This window comes from Kitasatospora sp. NPDC059462 (assembly GCF_042749955.1).
GTDB lineage: Bacteria > Actinomycetota > Actinomycetes > Streptomycetales > Streptomycetaceae > Kitasatospora.
This window is the reverse complement of record NZ_JBHYUU010000184.1, coordinates 1-15722: the sequence shown is the minus strand read 5'-3', so window position 1 is coordinate 15722 and position 15722 is coordinate 1. Positions and strand designations below refer to the sequence as shown.

The 15722-nt window shown below is 75.7% G+C and carries 11 protein-coding genes and 1 tRNA gene; 6 read left to right on the top strand and 6 right to left on the bottom strand.

From position 1 onward, the window contains the following. Positions 1–187: 187 nt before the first annotated feature. On the bottom strand, positions 188–1849 hold the full coding sequence (gene pgi, locus ACFXAM_RS31875) for a glucose-6-phosphate isomerase (RefSeq protein ID WP_380296518.1): 1662 nt from the start codon (positions 1847–1849) through the stop codon (positions 188–190). Between the two features lie 257 nt (positions 1850–2106). Continuing rightward, entirely contained in the window at positions 2107–3690 is a 1584-nt protein-coding gene (locus tag ACFXAM_RS31870; RefSeq protein WP_380296517.1) for a Na+/H+ antiporter, read from the bottom strand. 196 nt (positions 3691–3886) lie between these two features. Here ACFXAM_RS31870 and ACFXAM_RS31865 point away from each other — a divergent pair, with 196 nt between their 5' ends. Together ACFXAM_RS31865 and ACFXAM_RS31860 are read left to right on the top strand one after the other, a co-directional pair. Continuing rightward, positions 3887–4795 carry an NADP-dependent oxidoreductase gene (locus tag ACFXAM_RS31865; RefSeq protein WP_380296515.1) on the top strand — a complete coding sequence of 303 codons (909 nt, stop codon included), beginning with the start codon at positions 3887–3889 and terminating at the stop codon, positions 4793–4795. An 81-nt stretch (positions 4796–4876) separates the two neighbouring features. After that, a tRNA-Lys gene (locus ACFXAM_RS31860) sits at positions 4877–4950 on the top strand. A 70-nt stretch (positions 4951–5020) separates the two neighbouring features. Here the strand turns inward: ACFXAM_RS31860 and hemC are convergent. Then, positions 5021–5956 (bottom strand): hydroxymethylbilane synthase, encoded by a 936-nt coding sequence (gene hemC, locus ACFXAM_RS31855; RefSeq protein WP_380296513.1) that lies wholly within the window; start codon positions 5954–5956, stop codon positions 5021–5023. A gap of 42 nt (positions 5957–5998) precedes the next feature. Continuing rightward, a complete protein-coding gene (locus ACFXAM_RS31850; RefSeq protein ID WP_380296511.1) occupies positions 5999–6715 on the bottom strand; it encodes a DUF2306 domain-containing protein in 717 nt (238 codons plus the stop codon). Positions 6716–6910: 195 nt separating this feature from the next. Here ACFXAM_RS31850 and ACFXAM_RS31845 point away from each other — a divergent pair, with 195 nt between their 5' ends. Together ACFXAM_RS31845 and ACFXAM_RS31840 are read left to right on the top strand one after the other, a co-directional pair. Then, a complete protein-coding gene (locus ACFXAM_RS31845) occupies positions 6911–8101 on the top strand; it encodes a sensor histidine kinase (protein ID WP_380296509.1) in 1191 nt (396 codons plus the stop codon). Continuing rightward, the gene (locus ACFXAM_RS31840) at positions 8098–8808 is read left to right on the top strand and encodes a response regulator (RefSeq protein ID WP_380296507.1); all 711 of its coding nucleotides are present in this window, start codon (positions 8098–8100) and stop codon (positions 8806–8808) included. The genes ACFXAM_RS31845 and ACFXAM_RS31840 overlap by 4 nt, the downstream gene beginning before the upstream one ends. 9 nt (positions 8809–8817) lie before the next feature. Here the strand turns inward: ACFXAM_RS31840 and ACFXAM_RS31835 are convergent, their stop codons facing one another. Next, a complete protein-coding gene (locus ACFXAM_RS31835; RefSeq protein ID WP_380296506.1) occupies positions 8818–10035 on the bottom strand; it encodes an MFS transporter in 1218 nt (405 codons plus the stop codon). 65 nt (positions 10036–10100) lie between these two features. Here ACFXAM_RS31835 and ACFXAM_RS31830 point away from each other — a divergent pair, with 65 nt between their 5' ends. Then, on the top strand, positions 10101–10463 hold the full coding sequence (locus ACFXAM_RS31830; RefSeq protein WP_380296505.1) for a MerR family transcriptional regulator: 363 nt from the start codon (positions 10101–10103) through the stop codon (positions 10461–10463). 74 nt (positions 10464–10537) lie between these two features. Here ACFXAM_RS31830 and ACFXAM_RS31825 read toward each other — a convergent pair whose 3' ends face one another. After that, positions 10538–12241 (bottom strand): chitinase, encoded by a 1704-nt coding sequence (locus tag ACFXAM_RS31825; RefSeq protein ID WP_380296503.1) that lies wholly within the window; start codon positions 12239–12241, stop codon positions 10538–10540. Positions 12242–12378: 137 nt separating this feature from the next. Here ACFXAM_RS31825 and ACFXAM_RS31820 point away from each other — a divergent pair. Beyond that, positions 12379–15722 (top strand): S41 family peptidase (locus ACFXAM_RS31820; RefSeq protein WP_380296501.1); only part of this gene is annotated, 3344 nt, incomplete at its 3' end.

The window sequence follows — 15722 nt, the reverse complement described above, 5'->3', positions numbered from 1 at the left end:
CCGGGGGCCCCGCCCGGGGCGCCCCCCACCCCCCCGCACCCCCCCACCTCACCCCGGGGGCCCTCCGGCCGTTCCCGGGTCCGGAGCGGAGCGGGGAGCGCGGGGGCCGGCCGCGCGGGGCCGCCCGCCGGGAGGCGGACGGCCCGTGCACGGGCCCGGCGGCTCAGCGGTTCAGCGGTTGAGCGGCTCAGCGGCCGCGCAGCTCGCGGTAGCGGGCGACCAGCGCCGCGGTGGAGCTGTCCAGCACCTCCGTGCCCTCGCCGGTCAGCAGCACCGGCTCGATCCGCTTGGCGAGCACCTTGCCCAGCTCGACGCCCCACTGGTCGAAGGAGTCGATGTTCCAGATCGCGCCCTGGACGAACACCTTGTGCTCGTAGAGGGCGACCAGCTGGCCGAGCACCGAGGGGGTCAGCTCGCCGGCCAGCACGGTGGTGGTCGGGTGGTTGCCCCGGAAGGTCTTGTGCGGGACCAGCTCGGCCGGCACGCCCTCGGCGGCGACCTCCTCCGGCGTCTTGCCGAAGGCCAGCGCCTGGGTCTGGGCGAAGAAGTTCGCGAGCAGCAGGTCGTGCTGGGCGACCAGGCCGGGCAGCAGGTCGGCGACCGGCCGGGCGAAGCCGATGAAGTCCGCCGGGATCACCTTGGTGCCCTGGTGCAGCAGCTGGTAGTAGGCGTGCTGGCCGTTGGTGCCGGGGGTGCCCCAGACCACCGGGCCGGTCTGCCAGCTCACCGGGCGCCCGTCGCGGTCCACCGACTTGCCGTTGGACTCCATGTCCAGCTGCTGGAGGTAGGCGGTGAACTTCGAGAGGTAGTGCGAGTACGGCAGCACGGCGTGCGCCTGGGCGTCGAAGAACGCGCCGTACCAGACCCCGAGCAGGCCGAGCAGCAACGGGACGTTCTCCTCCGGCGGGGCGGCGCGGAAGTGCTCGTCGACCAGGTGGAAGCCGTCCAGCATCTCGCGGAAGGCGTCCGGGCCGATGGCGATCATCAGCGAGAGGCCGATCGCCGAGTCGTAGGAGTAGCGGCCGCCGACCCAGTCCCAGAACTCGAACATGTTGGCGGTGTCGATGCCGAAGTCGGCGACGCCCTCGGCGTTGGTGGACAGCGCGACGAAGTGCTTGGCGACCGCGTCGGTGTCCGCGCGCAGCTCGGTGAGCAGCCAGTTCCGGGCCGAGACCGCGTTGGTGATGGTCTCGATGGTGGTGAAGGTCTTGGAGGCGACGATGAAGAGCGTCTCGGCGGCGTCCAGGTCGCGGACCGCCTCGTGCAGGTCGGCGCCGTCCACGTTGGAGACGAAGCGGACGTCGAGGTCGCGCTGCGCGAAGGAGCGCAGCACCTCGTAGGCCATCGCGGGGCCGAGGTCGGAGCCGCCGATGCCGATGTTGACCACGGTGCGGATCCGCTTGCCGGTGTGGCCGCGCCACTCGCCGCTGCGGACCTGCCCGGCGAAGGCGGCCATCTTGTCCAGCACGGCGTGCACGGCGGGGACGACGTTCTCGCCGTCGACCTCGACGACCGCGCCGCGCGGGGCGCGCAGCGCGGTGTGCAGGACGGCGCGGTGCTCGGTGGTGTTGATCTTCTCGCCGCGGAACATGGCGTCCCGCAGGGCGGCGACACCGGTGGCCCCGGCCAGGTCGCGCAGCAGCGCCAGGGTCTCGTCGGTGACGAGGTGCTTGGCGTAGTCGACGTGCAGGTCGCCGACCTGGAGGGTGTAGCGGCGGCCGCGCTCCGGGTCGGCGGCGAACAGCTCACGCAGGTGCGTGTCGCCGAACTCCTCCCGGTGCTTGGCGAGGGCGGCCCACTGCGGGGTGCGGTCCAGCGGGGTACGGGCGTCGGCGCGGGTCTCCGACATCGGGGGCTCCTCGTTTCGTCTGGGTGCAGATACCGGCAGGGCCAGGCGGGAGGGTTTCGCGAGGTCGTGCGGGTACTGGGGGTGCGCCGACTCCTTTGACGGCCTTGCCCGGGGCCAGCCTATGCAACACCGCGACCCCGGGCGCACATTCCGCATCCGGACGATCCGTCGGGATGCCCGCCGTTCGGACGCGCGTCGCGGGGCGGCCGCCCGGCCGTCACCGCGTGGCCGCCCGACCCGCCGTCACCGCCCTGCCGTCACCGCCGTTCGGAGCGCAGGTCGAGGCCGCGCAGCACCTGGTCGACGAGCTCCGGGTCGGCACCGGGCTCGGCGCGGGCGACCAGCATCTCGCGCCGGGAGGCGGCGATCATCTCCTGTTCGACGCTGTGCGCCTCCCGCCACTGGACGAGTCGCTGCTTCGCCTCGGCGGCCTCCTCCTCGGCGTAGTTCTCGGGGCAGAGCCGGGCCAGCCGGTCGTGCTGGCGGTCCCGCAGCCGGTCGGCGACCTCGGCGGGCAGCCGGTCGGCCTCCTCCAGTTCGCCGAGCCGCCGCAGTCCGGCCTTGGCGGCCCGCCACCAGAGCTGGCGGACCTGCTGCTCGTGCCGGTCGTGGCCGAGGTCGAGCTCGAAGCGCTTGGCCAGCCAGGGCAGGGTGAGGCCCTGGACCAGCAGGGTGAAGAGCACCACGCTGAACGCGATGAAGACCAGCCGGCCGCGTTCCGGGAAGGACTCGCCGGAGTCCAGGGTGAGCGGGATGGCCAGGGCCAGGGCCACGGTGGCGACCCCGCGCATCCCGGACCACCAGAGCAGCACGCTCTCCTGCCAGCTGATCGGGGTGTCCTCCTCGGAGCCGGAGCGCAGCTTCTGGGAGAGCCAGCCGGCCGGGAGCAGCCAGAGCAGCCGGACCACCACGACCACGGCGATCACCACGGCGGCGTCGCCGAGCATGCCGGTCCAGCCGGAGCCGGCCTCCTTGAGGACGGTGGCCAGTTCGAGGCCGATGAGGCCGAAGGCGACGCCGGTGATGAGGATCTCGACGATCTCCCAGAACGCGTTGCCGACCAGCCGGTAGGAGACGGCGTCGGCGTCGGCGGCCCGCTCGGCGAGGTAGAGGCCGCAGACGACGACGGCGAGGACGCCGGAGCCGTGGATCTCCTCGGCCAGGCTGTAGGCGGCGAAGGGCACCAGCAGGTTGAGCGCGACCTGCTGGGTGGGGTCCTCCAGGAGGGCGGCGAGCTTGGTGTTGGCCCAGCCGAGGACGACGCCGATGACGACCGCGAGGACCGCCGAGAGGACGAAGCGCAGCACGGCCCCGCCGGCCGAGAAGTCGCCGCCGACCACGGCCTCGATGGCCAGCGAGTAGACGACGATCGCGGTGACGTCGTTGAACAGGCCCTCGCTCTCCAGGATGGCGACCAGGCGGCGGGGCAGGCCGACGCTGCCGGCCACCGCGACGGCGGCGACCGGGTCGGGCGGGGAGACCAGCGCGCCGAGCGCGATGGCGGCGGCGATCGGCAGTCCGGGCAGCAGCCAGTGCACGGTGCCGGCCACGGCGGCGGTGGTGACCACGACCAGGGCGACGGCGAGCAGCAGGATCGAGCGGATGTTCGCCTTGAAGTAGCGCACCGAGGAGCGCCGGGCGACGGCGAAGATCAGCGGCGGCAGGACCAGCGGCAGGATCAGCTCGGGTTCGATGGCGATGTCGGGGATCTGCGGGACCAGCGCCATGGCGATGCCCAGCAGGGTCATCAGCACCGGTTGGGGCACGCCGGTCCGGCGGGCCAGCGGCATGGTCACCACGGAGGCGAGCAGCACCAGGAAGAGCAGGGGCAGCTGGCCCACGGGGAACGTCCTCTCGGTGGCGGGCGGGGTCTGCACGGCAGTGCGGTCCGGACATGGCCCGGGCCGCCGTCGAGGATAAATCTGACAATGATCTCAACTGGGACGACACGCCGGGGAGGGGTTGACCTCAAGCGGACTTCACCCCGCAGGATCAGGGGAACCCGAGGCTCGACAGGACCCGACAGGAGTGCCCGCGATGAAGGCAGTGACCGTCCCCCGGTTCGGCGGCCCCGAGGTGCTGCGGGTGACCGCGGTGCCCGACCCCGTCCCCGGTCCCGGCGAGGTGCGGGTGCGGGTCTACGCCGCCGGGGTGCAGCCGGTGGACCTCGCGATCCGGGAGGGCCGGGCCCCGGCCGGCGTCGAGGTCGCCCCCGGGCTGATCCCCGGCAACGAGTTCGCCGGGGTGGTGGACCGGCTCGGCGAGGGCGTGCGGGACTGGGCGGTCGGGGACGAGGTCCTGGGCTTCCGGCTGCTGGGCTGCGCCGCCGAGCTGGTCACCGCCGACGCCGCGCGGCTGGTGCGCAAGCCGGCCGGGATGCCCTGGGAGCACGCGGGCGCGCTGTCCGCCTCCGGGCAGACGGCGCACCTCGCGCTCACCGAGCTGAAGGCGGGCGAGGGCGACACCGTGCTCGTGCACGGCGCCGCCGGCGGGGTCGGCACGGTCGCCGTCCAGCTGGCCCGGGCCTGGGGGGCCACGGTGATCGGCACCGCGAGCGAGCGCAACCACGGCTACCTGCGGGAGCTGGGCGCGATCCCGGTCGCGTACGGCGAGGGGCTGGTCGGGCGGGTGCGGGCGGTGGCGCCGCGGGGCGTGGACGCGGCCTTCGACGCGGCCGGGCGCGGGGCGCTGGAGGCCTCCGTCGAGCTGGTCGCCGACCGGGCCCGGATCGGCACCGTGGTCGACTACCCGGCGGCCCGGCGCCTGGGCGTCCTGGGGATCCGGGGGGAGCGGACGGCGGCCCGGCTGGCCGGGCTGGTCGGCCTCTGGGAGGCGGGCGCGCTGCGGCTGGAGATCGCCGACACCTTCCCGCTGGGCCGGGCGGCCGACGCCCACCGGCTGGTCGGCACCGGCCACGTCCGGGGGAAGGTCGTCCTCACCCCCTGAACGGCTCCCCCCGCGGCGGCGGGGCCCCGGGCCGATTGTGTGTTTCGGCCGCTGACCAGGTAATGTCTTCCTCGTCAGCAGGCGCCGCTAGCTCAGTTGGTTAGAGCAGCTGACTCTTAATCAGCGGGTCCGGGGTTCGAGTCCCTGGCGGCGCACAGACAGCCGGAAGGCCCCTCGTGAGAACGAGGGGCCTTCCGGCGTTCCCGGCCGGCCCTCCCCCGCGGTTCAGTGCGGGATGGCGGCGATCAGCTCGGAGGCGCCCTGCCGCTTGAGGGCGAGGGCGGTCGCGGTGCCGAGGTCCTCCGGGCTCAGCGCGCCGGCCCACTCGTGGGCGTCCAGGACCCGCTTGCCGTCCGGGGTGAAGACCCGCCCGCGCAGCGACAGGCGGCCGTCCGCCTCGGCCCGGGCGTAGCCGGCGATCGGCGAGTTGCAGTGGCCCTGGAGCACGTGCAGGAACATCCGCTCGGCGCTCGCCTCGCGCCAGGTCGGGTGGTCGCCGAGGCCGGCGACCGCGTCGATGGTGGCGGTGTCCTCGGCGCGGCACTGCAGGGCGAGGATCCCGGCGCCGATCGGCGGGCACATCGACTCGACCGGCAGCACCTCGCTGATCCGCGCGGCCTCGCCGATCCGCTCCAGTCCGGACAGCGCGAGCAGCAGCGCGTCCGCCTCCCCCGCCGCGAGCTTGGCCAGCCGGCTGTTGGCGTTGCCGCGCACCGGGACGCACTCCAGGTGCGGGTGGGAGGCGGCGAGCTGGGCCCGGCGGCGGACCGAGGAGGTGCCGATCCGGGTGCCGGGCACCAGTTCGTCCAGGGTCAGGCCGCCGGGGTGGACGAGGGCGTCGCGGATGTCGTCGCGGCGCAGGTAGGCGGCGAACACCGTGCCGGCCGGCAGTGGGCGGTCGGCCGGCACGTCCTTGAGGCAGTGCACGGCGAGGTCGGCCTCACCGGCCAGCAGCGCGGCGTCCACCTCCTTGGTGAACGCGCCCTTGCCGCCGAGCCGGGCGAGGTCGCCCATCCAGCGGTCGCCGGAGGTGGTCACCGGCACCACCTCGGTGCGCACCCCCGGGTGCAGGGCGGCGAGCTCGGCCCTGACCCGCTCGACCTGGGCGAGCGCCATCGGCGAGGAACGGGACACGATGCGGATCAACTCTGCGGTGGTCATTGCTGGATGATAGGCCGTCACCCACCCGGCGACGATGCCGCTTCACCCGGCCGGCGGCGCGGCGGCGGGCCCGGGGATCCGGGCGATCAGGCGCTCGGCCACCACCAGGTTGATCAGCCAGCAGGTCCAGGCGGCGGTGGCGTAGGCCTGCTCGAACGGCACCCCGGCGAGGTCCGCCACCGGCAGCCAGATCCGCAGCGTCGCGGCGGCCAGGATCAGCGCGAACGAGCGGGTGGCCCAGGCCCGGTGGCGGACGAGGTCGCGGCGCAGGGCGGCCCGCCAGGCCAGCGCCGAGGAGAGCAGCAGCAGGACGGCGAGCGCGGTGAAGCCGGCCGGCGCAACGGGGCCGACCAGGCCCGAGGGGGCCAGCAGCAGGCCGCCGGTGCCGGTGGCCAGCACGGCCAGCAGGTAGAGCCGGCCGGTCAGCCGGTGCAGGCCCGGGCGGCGGGCGCGCAGCCGGGGCAGGAACTGCCAGGGGCCGAGCAGCACCGCCAGCACCCCGCCGCCGACGTGCAGCGCGAGCGGGACGCGATGGGCCAGGTAGACGGCGCGCTGCTGGTCGAGGAAGACCTCGGGGTCGAGGGTCAGGTAGCGGGCGGTGAGCAGGGCGGTGGCGAAGGCGAGCACGGTGACCGTCCACCAGCCCGCCCGGCGGGCCCGGCCGGAGGGCGGCCCGGGAGGAGCGACGGGTGCGGGCGCGACGGCAGGAGGGGAGGGACGGGGAGCGGCGGCCGGGGCGCGGGGGTCGGGAGCGTTCATGGCCCCGGACGCTACGGACCGCGGGCGCCCGCCCGCGTCCGCCCCGCGGGGTCCCGCGGGCTGCCCCCCACGGGGTGCCCGGACCGGTCCGGAATACCCCACCAGGGCGATGCGCGGGCCGGACGGCCGCCGCTACCGTACGGCCCGTGCGCCCGCACCACCGCGCGGCGGCCACTCCCCCACCCCGGAGCCGTCATGAGTTCTGCGCCGCACACCCCGGCGGCCCCGCCGCCCCGGCCGCTGCTGCCCGCGCTGCGGGCGGTGCCCGCCGACCGCTGGGACGCCGTCCTGGCCGGGCTGTTCCTGCTGGTGATGGCCGTCGAACGGATCGGCGCGGCGGGCGAGCTGCACGGCGGACTGCCGCTCGCCCTCGCCCTGAGCGTGGCGGTGGCCGCCCCGCTGGCGGTGCGCCGGACCAGGCCGCTGGCCGGCTACCTGGTCGGCGCGGCCGCGCTCTCGGCCGAGGCGCTGTTCGTGCTGCCGAGCCCCGTCTCGCCGTACGCCGACCTGGTCGGCCTCTACTCGCTCGGTCTCTACGCGCCCCGGCGGCGCGCCTGGTTCGGCCCGTTCGCCGCCCTGCTGGGGATGGCCGCCTACTTCGCCGACCTCGGCCGGGCCTACCCCGTCATCCCGGCCGGGGTGCTGTTCCTGTGGCTGCTGGGCTGGGCGGTCGGCTACGGGACGGCCCGGCGGGCCGAGCAGCGCGAGGCCGCCCGGCTGCTGCTGCGCCGGGAGGTGGTCGCCGAGGAGCGGGCCCGGCTGGCCCGGGAGCTGCACGACTCGGTGGGCCACACCCTGAACGTGGTGCTGGTCCAGGCCGGGGCCGCCCGCCGGCTGCTCGACCGCGAGCCGGAACGCACCCGGGAGCTGCTCACCGGTCTGGAGCACACCGGGCGGGAGGCGCTCGACGACCTCGACCGGGTGCTCGGCCTGCTGCGGCGCGAGGCGCACGGCCGGGACGCGCACGGCCGGGCCGCCGGGGGCCGGGAGCAGGACGGCGCGGCGCCGCAGCCCGGGATCGCCGACCTGGAGCGGCTGGCCGAGCGGCTCGGCGGGGCCGGGCTGCGGGTGTGGGTGCGGATCGACCCGGCCGCCCGCCGGGTGCCGCGCAGCCTGGACGTGTCGGCGTACCGGATCGTCCAGGAGGGGCTCACCAACACGGTGAAGCACGCGGACGCCCGGACCGTCGGGGTCACCGTCCGGTGCGCCGCCGGGCGGCTCGCCGTCGAGGTGTGCGACGACGGGCGGGGCGTGCCCGCCGGGTACGCGCCGGGCCGCGGGCTGCTGGGGGTGGCCGAACGGGTCTCGGTCCTCGGCGGGCGGGTGGAGCACGGGCCGGGCGAGCCGGGCGGGTTCCGGCTGCGCGCCGAGCTTCCCGTCCCGTGACCGCCGGACCGGGCCCGGGGGCCGGGCGGGTGCGGGTGGTGGTGGCCGACGACGACGCGCTGCTGCGCGCCGGGGTCTCCCTGGTGCTGGAGACCGACGACCGGATCGAGGTGGCCGGCGAGGCGGCCGACGGGCTGGCGGCGGTGGCCCGCTGCCGGGAGCTGCTGCCGGACGTGGTGCTGATGGACGTCCGGATGCCCGGGATCGACGGGGTGGAGGCGACCCGGCGGATCGTCTCCGCCGGGCTGCCCACCCGGGTGCTGGTGCTGACCACCTTCCACCACGACGACTACGTCTGGGGGGCGCTGCGGGCCGGGGCGGCCGGCTTCCTGCTGAAGCGGGCCTCGGCCGAGCGGCTGATCGACGCGGTGCACACCCTGGCCGGGGGCGAGTCCGTGCTGGACCCGGCGGTCACCCGGGACCTGGTCGCCCAGATGGTCGGCCGGGACGGCGAGCGGCCCCCGCCGGAGCCGGAGGACGTCCGGCTGGCCCAGCTGACGGCGCGCGAGCGGGAGGTGCTGCGGCTGGCGGCCGAGGGGCGCTCGAACCGGGAGATCGCCGCGCTGCTGGTGCTCGCCGAGTCGACGGTGAAGACCCACATGAAGCGGATCCTGGCGAAGATCGACGCCCGTGACCGGGCCCAGGCGGTGGCCATCTCCTACCGCGGGGGGCTGATGCGCTCCCGGGACCCGCTCGGCGGCCACTGAGCCCGCCGGTCATCGCCCGCCGCCCGGGCGGCGGGCCGGGAAACCGTGGGTGCGGGCGGCGAGGACGACGGCGAGGACCGGCAGCAGCAGGAGCAGCGCGGTCCACGGCAGGGAGCCGGTGCCGAGCCCGTCCAGCAGCAGGCCGCCGGCCACGCCGCCGCCGGCCATCGCCGCGTTCCACAGGGTGACCAGCATCGCCTGCGCCGCGTCCGCCCGCTCGCCGCCCGCGTCCCCGGCGGCGGTCTGCAGCAGGGTCGGGACGCCGCCCCAGCCGAGCCCCCAGAGCACGGCGGCGGCGTACACGGCGGCGGCACTGCCGGCCGCGAGTCCGAGGACCGCGGCCGCGGCGGCGACCAGCAGGGTCGAGGCGAGGGTGAGCGCGCGCAGCCGGCGGTGGATGTGCGCGCCGGTGAACCAGATGCCCGCCAGCGAGGCCACGCCGAAGGCGAGCAGCACGGCGTCGGTGGCGCCGCCCATGCCGCGCCGGTCGAGGAAGGACGCGATGTAGGTGTAGAGGACGGTGTGGGCGAGGACGAACACGAAGGTGACGGCGAGCACCGGGGTGACGCCGGGGACGGTGAGGGCGCGCAGCACCGGGGCCCGCTCGCCGCGGGCCCGGCCGGGCACCTCGGGGACGGAGGCGGCGATCCAGCCGGTGACGCCGAGGGCGACGACGGTCATCAGCAGGAAGGCCACCCACCAGCCGAGCACCTGGCCGAGGAAGGTCCCGGCGGGCACGCCGAGCGACAGGGCGAGCGGGGCGCCGGCCATCGCGACGGCGATGGCCCGGCCCTGGAGCTCGGGGGGCGCGAGCCGGCGTGCGTACCCGGCGAGCAGGGCCCAGGCGAGGCCGGCGGCGACCCCGGCGACGAACCGGGCGGCCATGGTGAGCGGGTAGTTCCCGGACAGCGCGGTGACGGTGTTGGCGGCGGCGAAGCCGAGCATCGCGGTGAGCAGCAGGCGCCGCCGGCCCCAGCCGGCGGTGGCGGCGGTGAGCGGGACGGCGGTGAGGGCGGTGCCGAGGGCGTAGACGGTGACGGACTGGCCCATGGCGGACTCGCCGACGCCGAGGTCGGCGCTCATGGCGGGCAGCACGCCGGCGGGCAGGGTCTCGGTGAGGGCGGTGACGAAGACGGCGGTGGCGAGGGCGAGGAGGGCGGGCAGGGGCAGCCCGGCCGGCCGCCGGTCGGCGGCGGGTCGCTCGGTGGTCGGTGTGGAGGTCGGCATGGCCGTTATGCTCAAACGCTCACATTGATGTGAGGGTCAACGCGACCGGTTGTGAGGTGGGCCACATGCGCATCGGGGAGCTGTCCGAGCGGACCGGGGCGTCCCGGCGGCTGCTGCGCTACTACGAGGAGCAGGGGCTGATCGCGGCCGGGCGCTGCGCGAACGGCTACCGCGCGTACGAGGAGTCGACGGTGGACCGGGTGCTGCAGATCCGGGGGCTGCTCGACGCGGGGCTGCCGACCCGGATCATCAAACAGATCCTGCCCTGCCTCAGCAAGCCCCGGACGATCCACTTCGAGGACGCCACGCCGGAGATGATCGCCACCCTGGAGCAGGAGCTGGCGGGGATGAGCTCGCGGATCGCGTGCCTGACCCGCAACCGGGACGCGATCGCCGAGTACCTGGCGGCGGTGCGGGTGGACCGCTGAGCGACGGGGTTCGAGCCCCGTCGCCCAGCGGTCCGTGGGTCAGCGGCCGGCGGGCCGGGCCGGCCGGCGGGCCGTCAGCGGCGGAAGTAGCTGTCGAAGTTCTTCGAGAACTCCCGGCCGCCGAACTGGTCCCAGTTGATCGACCAGGTCATCAGGCCGCGCAGGCCGGGCTGGGCGCCCGCCTTCGGGACGTAGCTGCCGCAGTTGGCCAGCTTGGTGAGGCAGTCCAGGGCCTTGTTGACCTCGGCCGGGGCGACGTAGCCGTTGCCCGCGTTGGTGGTGGCCGGCATGCCGATGGCGACCTTGGAGGCGGGCAGCGCCGGGAAGACGTTGTTGGCGTTGCCCGCCACCGGGAAGCCCTTGAGCAGCATGTCGGTCATCGCGACGTGGAAGTCGGCGCCGCCCATCGAGTGGTACTGGTTGTCCAGGCCCATGATGGAGCCGGAGTTGTAGTCCTGGACGTGCAGCAGGGTGAGGTCGTCGCGCAGGGCGTGGATGACCGGCAGGTAGGCGCCGGCCCGCGGGTCCTGGCCGCCCCAGGGGCCGGAGCCGTAGTACTGGTAGCCGAGCTGGACGAAGAAGGTCTCCGGCGCCATGGTCAGCACGAAGTTCGGGCCGTACTTGGCCTTGAGCGTCTTGATCGCGGAGATCAGGTTGACGATGACCGGGCTGGTCGGGTTCTTGAAGTCGGTGTCGCCGGTCTGGAGCGACAGCGAGTGGCCCTCGAAGTCGATGTCCAGGCCGTCCAGGCCCCACTTGTCGATGATCGCCGACACGGAGCTGACGAAGGCGTCCCGGGCGGCGGTGGTGGTGAGCTGGACCTGGCCGTTCTGGCCGCCGATCGAGATCAGCACCTTCTTGCCCTTGGCGCGCTTGGCGGCGATGGCGGCCTTGAAGTCGGCGTCGGACTCGACGCCCGGGCACTCGGTGACCGGGCAGCGGTTGAACCGGATGTCGCCGGAGGTGACCGAGGTCGGCTCGCCGAAGGAGAGGTTGATGAAGTCCCAGGAGTCGGGGACGTCGGCCATCTTGGTGTAGCCCGCGCCGTTGGCGAAGCTGGCGTGCAGGTAGCCGACCAGGCTCTTGGAGCCGGGCGGCGGCGTGGTGGGCGTGCCGGTGGGCGTCACGGTCGGGGTCACGGTGGGCGTCACGGTCGGGGTGACCGTGGGCGTCACGGTGGGAGTGACCGTGGGCGTCACGGTGGGGGTGACCGTGGGGGTGGGCGTGATGGTCGGGCTGGGCGCGCCGGGGCCGTCCAGCGAGACGTCGTCCGCGTAGTAGGTGCCCTGGCCGTACCAGCCGTGGGTGTAGACGGTGGCGCTGGTCTGGGTGGCGCCGGTGGTGAAGGTGGTGGTCAGCTTCTGGTAGCCGCCGCCGGTGCCGGGCGTCCAGGTCGAGGTGCCGCCGTCCACGCCGAGGTAGACGTACGAGCCCTTGAGGTAGGCGCTGAGCGTGTAGGTGGTGTTGGGCGCGACCGTGACGGTCTGCGCGCAGCGGGCGGTGTCGCCCGCCGTGGCGGCGGCGGCCAGCGCGTAGCTGCCGCCGTGGGCCTGGCCGGTGACGACGCTGCCGGCGCCGGCGGCGCAGCTCCACGGGCCGAGGGAGCCGCTCTCGAAGCCGCCGTTGACCAGGAACTCGCCGGCCGAGGCGCTGGGCGCGAGGCCCAGGGTGAGGCCGATCATGGTGGCCGCGGCGACGGCCGAGGCGGTGCCGGCGGCGAGCGCGGTGCGGGTGCGGCGGCGGGGGGCCGGGGCGGGGGTGACGGGGGTTCTGCGCATGTGGGGGACTCCTTGCGGAGGGCGCGGGCGTGGGGGTGTCCGGGCATGCCTGGGCGCGCACCGGTGGTGGGGGAACGGCGCGGCCGGGCAGACGAGTTGGACTAGACCACTGAAGTGGATCCGGCCGTACGGTGTCAATGGTCCAGACCGGTTCCGGCCCCGGTCGCGCGGGCGCCGGGGCCCTTCCGGTTGCCGCGCGTGACACCCCGTCGAAGCATGGAGGGGTGACGTCGCCCGGTTACCTCCGCTACCCCCACCTGCGCGGGGGCCTGCTGGCGTTCACCGCCGAGGACGACGTCTGGATCGCCCCGCTCGACCCCGGCGCCGCCGCCACCGGCCGGGCCTGGCGGGTCAGCTGCGACCGCACCCGGGTCAGCCACCCCCGGCTGTCCCCCGACGGCCGCACCCTCGCCTGGACCGCCTGGCAGAGCCTCGCCCCCGAGATCTGGGCCGCCCCCGCCGACGGCGGCGAGGCTCTGCGGCTCAGCCACTGGGGCAGCCAGGACACCCGGCTGCGCGGCTGGCTGCCGGACGGCGAACTGCTCGCCGTCACCTCGTACCACGAGCCCTTCGGCCACTACACCTGGGCGCACGCCCTGCCCCCCGACGGCCGCCCGCCGCGCCGGATGCCCTGGGGACCGGTCGGCGACGCCCAGGTCGGCCGGGCCCACACCGTGCTGCTCACCGGCGCCGCCCCGCACGAGCCCGCCGCCTGGAAGCGCTACCGGGGCGGCGCCACCGGCCGGCTCTGGGTGGACGGCGAGCAGATCCTCCCCGACCTGCCCGGGCACCTCGCCTCCCCCATGCCGGTCACCGCCGCCGACGGCGACCGGATCGCCTTCCTCTGCGACCACGAGGGCGTCGGCAACCTCTACTCCTGCCGCCCCGACGGCACCGACCTGCGCCGGCACACCGACCACGCCTCCTACTACGCCCGCGAGGCCGCCACCGACGGCGTGCGGATCGTCTACCAGCACGCCGGCGACCTCTGGCTGCTCGACGGCCTGGACGCGCCCGCACCGCGCCGGCTGCGCGTCCCGCTCGGCGGCGCCCGGGCCGGGCGGCGCCCGTACCAGGTGAGCGCCGCCTCGCACGTCAAGGACCTCGCCTGCGACGCCACCGGGCGGGCCGGGGTGATCACCGTGCGCGGCAGCCAGTACTGGCTGACCCACCGCGACGGCCCGGCCCGGGCGCTCGCCGACACCCCCGGCGTGCGCACCCGGCTGCCGGTGGTGCTCGGCCGCACCGGCGAGGCCGCCTGGATCACCGACGCCGAGGGCGAGGACGCGGTCGAGATCGTGCCGCTGCCCGGCCACGAGCACGCCCCCGCGCAGCACGGCCGCCGGGTGCTCGCCGCCGGCCTGATCGGCCGCGTCCTGGAACTCACCGCCGCCCCCGACGGCGCCCGCCTCGCGGCCACCACCTCCGACGGCCGGCTGCTGCTGGTCACCGCCGCCGACGGCGGGGTGCGCGAACTCGCCGCCTCCGGCCACGGCCCGGTCACCAGCGCCCGCTTCTCCCCCGACTCGCACTGGATCGCCTGGTCCCAGCCGGCCGCCGGCCGCTCGCTGCGCCGCATCCGGCTCACCCGCGCCGACGCCCCGGCCCCGGTCACCGACGTCACCGACGGCCGCTTCGAGGACGAGCAGCCGGTCTTCACCCGGGACGGCCGCTACCTGGTCTTCCTCTCCTGGCGCGGCTTCGACCCCGTGCACGACGTGCACACCGGCGACCTCTCCTTCCCGCTCGGCTGCCGCCCCTACGTCGTCCCGCTCACCACCGGGACGCCCTCACCGTTCGCCGCCCCGCCCGAGGACGGCGCCCCGCACGGCGACGGCGGCGGCGACGGCACCGTGGAGGTGGACGCCGAGGGCATCGGCGAGCGGCTGATCCCGTTCCCGGTGCTCGCCGGCAAGTACTCCGCCACCGACGCCGTCCGGGGCGGGCTGGTCTGGCTGCGCTGGCCGATCTCCGGCGTCCTCGGGCAGACCTTCACCAACCCCGACGACACCTCCGGCCGCCCCTCCCTGGAGTACTTCGACCTGGCCCGCGGCTCGCGCTCCACGCTCGCCGACCGGCTCGACGGCTACGCGGTCTCCGGCGACGGCGGCTCGGTGGCCGTCTACTCGGCCGGCACCCTGCGGATCGTCCCGGTCGCCGCGCCGTCCGCCGGCACCACCGTCGACCTGCGGCGGATCACCCACACCGTGCACCCGGCGGCCGAGTGGCGCCAGGCCTACGCGGAGGCCGCCCGGATCGTGCGCGACCAGTTCTGGGACGCGGGCATGTGCGGGCTGGACTGGCCCGCCCTGACCGCCCAGTACGAACCCCTGCTGGAACGGATCGCCGGCCCCGACGACTTCGCCGACCTGCTGCGCGAGCTGCTCGGCGAACTCGGCACCTCGCACGCCTACGTCACGCCGTCCCGGCGCGGCGAGGGCCCCGCGCTCGCCCAGCAGCCGCTCGGCCTGCTCGGTGCCAACGCCCACCGCTCCTCCGACGGGCGCTGGCTGGTCGACCGGATCCTGCCCGGCGAGTCCTCCGACCCGCGCGCCCGCGCCCCGCTCGCCACCCACGGCGTGCGGGCCGGCGACGAACTGCTCGCCGTCGCCGGGCGGCCCGTCGACCCGGTGCGCGGCCCGCTGCCGCTGCTCGCCGGCACCGGCGGCACCAGCGTCGAGCTCACCCTGCGCCGGGGCGGCCCCGACGGCGCCGTGCGCCGGATCACCGTCACCCCGCTCACCGACGAGCGGGCCGTCCGCTACCAGGACTGGGTGGCCAAACGGCGCGCCCTGGTCCGGGAGTTCAGCGACAGCCGGTGCGGCTATCTGCACATCCCGGACCTCGGCGGCTCGGGCTGGGCGCAGTTCAACCGGGACGTGCGGCGGGAGCTGGACAAGCCCGCGCTGGTCCTGGACGTGCGCGGCAACGCCGGCGGCAACGTCTCCGAACTGGTCCTGGAGAAGCTCACCCGCCGGGTCCTGGCCTGGGACTTCAGCCGCGGCCGGGAACCGGTGCGCTGGCCGCGCGACGCGCCGCGCGGGCCGGTGGTGGCGCTCGCCGACGAGGCCACCAGCTCGGACGGCGACGTCATCATCGCCGCCATCCGGCTGCTCGGACTCGGCCCGGTGGTCGGCACCCGGACCTGGGGCGGGGTGGTCGGCATGACGGGGCGGCACCTGCTCGGCGACGGGACGCAGATCTCGGTGCCGAAGAACGCCTCGTGGTTCACCGGCGGGCTCGGCTGGTCGGTGGAGAACCGGGGGGTCGAGCCGGACGTGCACGTGCTGCGGGCCCCCCGGGACTGGGCCGCGGGGCGGTACCCGGAGCTGGTCACGGCGGTGCGGCTGGCGCTGGAGCTGCTGGACGACGCGCCGGCCGCCGTCCCGCCGCCGGCGGACACGCCGCGCCCCGACCTGCGGCGCCCGCCGCGGGCGCCCCCGGGCCCGGGTGGCCCGGGGGGGGCGCGGCGGGGGGCGGG

What these genes read in the sequence shown, in the direction of transcription:
- ACFXAM_RS31845 (WP_380296509.1), top strand. Translation starts at nt 6,911, where the DNA reads ATGAGTTCTGCGCCGCACACCCCGGCGGCCCCGCCGCCCCGGCCGCTG.
- pgi (WP_380296518.1), bottom strand. Translation starts at nt 1,849, where the DNA reads ATGTCGGAGACCCGCGCCGACGCCCGTACCCCGCTGGACCGCACCCCG.
- ACFXAM_RS31850 (WP_380296511.1), bottom strand. Translation starts at nt 6,715, where the DNA reads ATGAACGCTCCCGACCCCCGCGCCCCGGCCGCCGCTCCCCGTCCCTCC.
- ACFXAM_RS31825 (WP_380296503.1), bottom strand. Translation starts at nt 12,241, where the DNA reads ATGCGCAGAACCCCCGTCACCCCCGCCCCGGCCCCCCGCCGCCGCACC.
- ACFXAM_RS31865 (WP_380296515.1), top strand. Translation starts at nt 3,887, where the DNA reads ATGAAGGCAGTGACCGTCCCCCGGTTCGGCGGCCCCGAGGTGCTGCGG.
- ACFXAM_RS31830 (WP_380296505.1), top strand. Translation starts at nt 10,101, where the DNA reads ATGCGCATCGGGGAGCTGTCCGAGCGGACCGGGGCGTCCCGGCGGCTG.
- hemC (WP_380296513.1), bottom strand. Translation starts at nt 5,956, where the DNA reads ATGACCACCGCAGAGTTGATCCGCATCGTGTCCCGTTCCTCGCCGATG.
- ACFXAM_RS31835 (WP_380296506.1), bottom strand. Translation starts at nt 10,035, where the DNA reads ATGCCGACCTCCACACCGACCACCGAGCGACCCGCCGCCGACCGGCGG.